Annotated in this window: 2 protein-coding genes; one reads left to right on the top strand and one right to left on the bottom strand. The window is 48.6% G+C overall.

Annotated features, from left to right (window positions below; genetic code table 11):
- The first annotated feature begins 330 nt into the window (after positions 1-330).
- Positions 331-1,290 (top strand): J domain-containing protein, encoded by a 960-nt coding sequence (locus NW853_RS00830; RefSeq protein ID WP_414334891.1) that lies wholly within the window; start codon positions 331-333, stop codon positions 1,288-1,290.
- Between the two features lie 2 nt (positions 1,291-1,292).
- Here the strand turns inward: NW853_RS00830 and NW853_RS00835 are convergent, their stop codons facing one another.
- Positions 1,293-2,540 carry a hypothetical protein gene (locus tag NW853_RS00835; protein WP_414334892.1) on the bottom strand — a complete coding sequence of 416 codons (1,248 nt, stop codon included), beginning with the start codon at positions 2,538-2,540 and terminating at the stop codon, positions 1,293-1,295.
- Between the last annotated feature and the right edge of the window lie 184 nt (positions 2,541-2,724).

A 2,724-nucleotide genomic window follows, 5' to 3' on the forward strand; every position in this document is an offset into this window, starting at 1 on the left:
AGGGGCTTGAGCACGGCGCCGAGATAGAAAACAGAGCAAATCTTCACCCATTGTGGCACGAGGCATCCCATCCCCAAAGCCTTGTCGGATCCCATGCGGCGGCTGTTGCCCCCGGCCAAAATCAGGACAGCAACTGCAGGTAGGGGAGCTCCAAGGCATTTTGGGCGAGGTTGTGGCTCCTTGGTCACCCAACTCTTCCGCTCCCGTTGGTTAAAAACTCAAGTGCTGTTGTAGCCAACCCACAACAAACTGGTATCAAACAGCACTTTACAGGCTTTCAGCGGTAACAGTAGAATCCTCCTGGCAAGGTAGCAAAGACGGGATCCCTTCATGAAAGATTTCTACCGCGAGCTGGAAATAAAGCCTGACGCGACCCTTGAAGAAATTAAAGAGAACTACAGGCGGCTTGCCAAAGAGTATCACCCGGATCGTCTCCCTCCCGGTACACCGGACAAGGCTCGACAATACATTGAAGAAAAGTTTAAGTCGATCCAAGAGGCCTACACGATACTAAGTGACCCTGTCAAGCGAAAAGCCTACGACTCTCAAAGGGCTTCCCAGGCTCCGCAGACCAAAGGGAGCGAGTATAGCCCAGGCCTGAAAGCCAAACCCAGCTATAGCACCCAAGACGGCAGCACTTGGCCGTTCGACCCTGACAAGATACAGAAAGCTGCAAAGGAAATAGAGCGTCGCAAGGAAAGTATCGAAGTTAACTACAATCAAAAGATAGAGCAAGTGAAGTCCGAGCTAAGGAGAAACCTTATTTCAATCGGCATTAAGGAAGAGGATGCCAGAGTTGATTATGCCTTCCTTACTAAGGATGAAAACATACAGAACTGCCTTTTCTCTTTGTTTTTGGGCTTTTTGGCTTTCTTAGGAGGCTGGGGAGCGATTGGTACTATACTTGTAATCATTGCCTTTGCATTTGCTTGGTCAGCATTTTCTGACAGGTACAGTAAAGCGCAAGTGGAGACAGCCAAAAGTTTCCAAGAAAGGGCGAAGTCAAAAATTGCCCTACATGAGAAAGAAAAAAGTGCGGAACTCACTCAACTTCAGCTTTACTACAGGAGCAGGATCGACTACTTTAAGAGTCTCTCCCTTGAGTCTTTATCCCCTGAGTTTATAAGCGGGCTTAGCGGAGAGGATCAGCTTTTTCTATTGACGGCGATAAAGGAAAGAGCGGACGCTGAGAAGCTAAAGGAGGATCTGAAGCTGGCGGCTGGAGTCGCTGTTGGTATTGGCATACTGGCAGTTCTATTTGGTTTGGGCGGTGGATTCTACCCCCATTGATCCTAGGCCGGCAGCAGAAGCAAAACCTTGGAGTCCGGATTCTCCGGCGAGCTCCTCGGTGGCAAAACCAGACTTTGCCACTCTTGGTAGCTGAGGCCAAGCCGAGTCATTTCAGTGACTTCGTATCTGTAGCCTTCTAGCCTCCTGTCCAATTCGATCATGGACTGGGCAGTCGCTATAACTTGATTTACTCGAGACATTAGCTTGAAAATGACGTCTCTCCGAGCAGCGGTGTTCCAGGGTAGGCGATCCCAGAATGTCCAATCTAAACCAACCAGAGATGGGGAAATGAGGGCAAGGATGGCATTCCTAGATCTTATCGGCATACTATCAAGATAGGATTCAATGTCTTGTGCGCTGAAAATAGCCGGTCGTATATATTCGTCAAACAGCTTATTCGTATCGGATTCACCCGTTGCATACTTGAGAATCTCCACAACGCTCGATAGGCTGACTCCTTGGCAAGTCCTGTGGAGATATCCTGAAGGATTTTTGGTCAATAAAAGCTTGATGTAATCTCTAATACGAGGTTTTAAAATTTCCTCTGCCTCTGCCAGGCGCTTCAGAGCCATCTCATGCTCCTCCAGCTCTAAGTAACATTTAATCTCTGTAACATAGACTAAAGATAGGATTAAGATGTACTCGCGAGCCAAAATGCCGTTGTTCTCGTTCCAATTGGAATCCCACGCAGCTTGATAATAGTGCTCGGCCTCAAGCAGAGGCTGAATGACCTCGGTTACCAATCGCTTCCTGTTGGTCTGGGAAGACATCTTCAAAGCTATTTCTGCAACGTTGATAGCAGACTTGGCCTTAGCAAGGAGCGATCTATCTATTGTATCCTTGAGCTCTGAGATGGATTGTTGAAGATGTTGAATTCGAGAGTCAATTTGATCAAGCTTAGAGATAACGACCGCAAAGCCTATGGCAGACAAACCCAGGTTAGCCAGACCAAGAGCAGTATTGAATTGGGTTAAGCCTAAGACAGTGTTTAGTTTATTGCTAATGTCAATGAGTCTTAGGTTGATCTGTCTCAACTGAATGTTGGCAAGGATCCCGTTGATGATATCCACTCCCGGGATCCAGTTGCCAATGCTATTTGGGAGTGTCAAGCCCCCTGTTTCTCTCAGCCAGGCCACCACCTGCTTAGAAGCCACTTCTCGCACCACGCCGCCTACGCGCTCGTAGGTCCCATTCTGCAGGCCTTTCAGGATGGCTTCGGGAATCTCTAGGATGACTTGCTCGGCAACCATAAGTCAGGAGACCCTTGCGCTTGCTGCCGCTAAACTAGCACAGAGAAAACCCTCTGAAAATGCCTGTACTTGGAGAGTTCGCCAAGGCTTATTCTCAGTTGCAAGGGCAAGAGCTTAGCATGGAGATCCAGCCCCCCTCACTGTTGCGTTGCCGCTATGTCTGAGCCTTCTGGCCGTCTGGTTT

It is taken from the genome of Synechococcus sp. H55.11 (genome assembly GCF_047462475.1).
Lineage (GTDB): Bacteria > Cyanobacteriota > Cyanobacteriia > Thermostichales > Thermostichaceae > Thermostichus.